This window comes from Xanthomonas sp. SHU 308, from assembly GCF_000364645.1.
Classification (GTDB): Bacteria; Pseudomonadota; Gammaproteobacteria; order Xanthomonadales; family Xanthomonadaceae; genus Xanthomonas_A; species Xanthomonas_A sontii.
On record NZ_AQOK01000444.1, the window covers coordinates 1 to 2,117 of the forward strand.

Genomic DNA, 2,117 nt, shown 5'->3' on the forward strand with positions numbered 1-2,117 from the left:
TGCTGCCCGACGCCATGCTGCGCGCGGCGATGCGCCGGTTGTGCGCGCAACGCCTGCGCGACGAGCGCGCCGGCGGCGCCGACGCGGCCTGGGAGCGCCAGCGCCTGCTGATCGAATCGCTGCGCGAGAGCGCCATCGCGATCGAGACCGACGCAGCCAACCGCCAGCACTACGAAGTGCCGCCGCGCTTCTTCGAGCTGTGCCTGGGCAAGCGCCTGAAGTACAGCAGCTGCTACTGGGATGCGACCACGCCCAACCTGGACGCGGCCGAAGAACGCATGCTGCAGCTGTACGCCGAACGCGCACAGTTGCGCGACCGTCAGCGCATCCTCGAACTGGGCTGCGGCTGGGGCTCGCTGACGCTGTGGATGGCCGAGCAGTTCCCCGGCGCACGCATCACCGCGGTCTCCAACTCGCGGCCGCAGCGCGAGCACATCGAAGCGCAATGCCGCGCGCGCGGACTGGGCAACGTCAAGGTGATCACCCACGACGCCAACACCCTGACCCTGCCGACCGAGAACTACGACCGTGTTGTCTCGATCGAGATGTTCGAGCACATGCGCAACTACCGCGAACTGCTCAAGCGGGTCAGCCACTGGCTGGTGCCGGGCGGCCGGCTGTTCGTGCACATCTTCTGCCATCGCGATCTGGCCTACCCGTTCGAGGTGCAGGGCGAGGACAACTGGATGGGCCGGCACTTCTTCACCGGCGGCCTGATGCCGGCGGCCGACACCCTGCTGCAGTTCCAGGACGACCTGGCGATCGAACGCCGCTGGCTGCTGTCCGGCCAGCATTACGAGAAGACCGCCAACGCCTGGCTGCACAACCAGGACCGCCACCGCGACACGCTGATGCCGGTGCTGCAGGCCACCTACGGCGCCGACGCCAAGATCTGGTGGCAACGCTGGCGCATGTTCTGGATGGCCTGCGCGGAACTGTTCGGCTACGAACAGGGCCAGCAGTGGGGCGTGGCGCATTACCGGTTCGTCAGGCGCTGAGGCGCTGGGGCGCTGGGGCGCCGGGAATGGAGAATGGGGAAACGGGAATGGGCGTCCCGCGAGTGCCCGGGTTACCTGCGTACCCAAGGAACTTCCGGTCAACCGCGACGGGCTTTACCGGCGACGGCTGTCGCGGCTAAAGCCACTGCTTCACGCGGTCGCTCAGGCGACGCACTGCCGGCTTTCCCATTCCCGATTCCCGATTCCCGACTCCCCATTCCCGGCTTTCACGCCGCCGCGGTAATGACGATCTCGATCTTCCAGGCCGGGTCGGCCAGGTTGGCCTGCACGGTGGCACGCGCCGGGGTGTTGGCCGGGCTGACCCATTCCTCCCAGACCTTGTTCATTTCGGCGAACTCGGCCAGGTCGGTCATGAAGATCTCCGCGCGCAGGATCCGGCTCTTGTCGGTGGCGGCGAGCGCCAGCAACCGGTCGATCGCGGCCAGCACCTGGCGGGTCTGGCCGGCGATGTCTTCGCTGGTATCGTCCGCGATCTGCCCGGCCAGATAGGCCACGCCGTTGTACACGGTCATCTCCGACATCCGCGGGCCGGTATCGAAACGCTGGATCATGATGCGCTGTCCTGTAGTGGGAAGACCGCGCCATTGTCGCGCGATTGCGCCGCGGCTGCAGGCACCGGCCGCCACACGCGATACGCCACCGGCAGCAGCCAGGCCAGGATCAACACGATCGGCAGTTTCTGGGTCAGCCCGCGCGGCGGCGCGCGCCACAGCACATGCACCCACAGGGCCACGAACGCCAGCACCGCCAGCAGCAACAGCGGCCCGGCGCGGCCCCGCCACGCCGCCTGCCCGCGCAGCCACGCGCTCTGCAGCAGCATCGCCGTGGTCACGCACAGGAACGCGGTCTGCGCGGAGAGCCCGTGCACCAGCGGCGCCAGCAGCGGTGCGCGCTGCGGCAGATAGCTGTCGCCGATCGCCACGCCGCACAGGCCGAGCGCGGCGCAGCCGAACAGCACGACCGGCGCGCCGCTGCGCGCGCGTGGCGGCGCCTGCGCATACAGCCCGGCCGCCAGCGCCACCACGCCGACGGCCAGCAGGACGTAGACGGTGCGCAGCAGCAGGCCGCCGGGCCCATGCAGGTACTGGCTGGGGGGGG

The 2,117-nt window shown here is 69.3% G+C and carries 3 protein-coding genes; 1 reads left to right on the forward strand and 2 read right to left on the reverse strand.

All coding sequences use genetic code 11. The features are described 5' to 3' along the window. On the forward strand, nucleotides 1–998 hold a 998-nt coding region (locus D588_RS0114350; RefSeq protein WP_017916477.1), incomplete at its 5' end, for a cyclopropane-fatty-acyl-phospholipid synthase family protein. A 227-nt stretch (nucleotides 999–1,225) separates the two neighbouring features. Here the strand turns inward: D588_RS0114350 and D588_RS0114355 are convergent. Beyond that, complete coding sequence (locus D588_RS0114355) at nucleotides 1,226–1,570, reverse strand: RidA family protein (protein ID WP_017916478.1); 345 nt, start codon at nucleotides 1,568–1,570, stop codon at nucleotides 1,226–1,228. Continuing rightward, nucleotides 1,567–2,117: DUF998 domain-containing protein (locus D588_RS24865; protein ID WP_017916479.1), on the reverse strand; the 551-nt coding region annotated here is incomplete at its 5' end. The genes D588_RS24865 and D588_RS0114355, both read right to left, overlap by 4 nt.

Bases quoted from the DNA above. Each gene is read 5' to 3' on its own strand.
- D588_RS0114355 (WP_017916478.1), bottom strand. From the start codon at position 1,570: ATGATCCAGCGTTTCGATACCGGCCCGCGGATGTCGGAGATGACCGTG.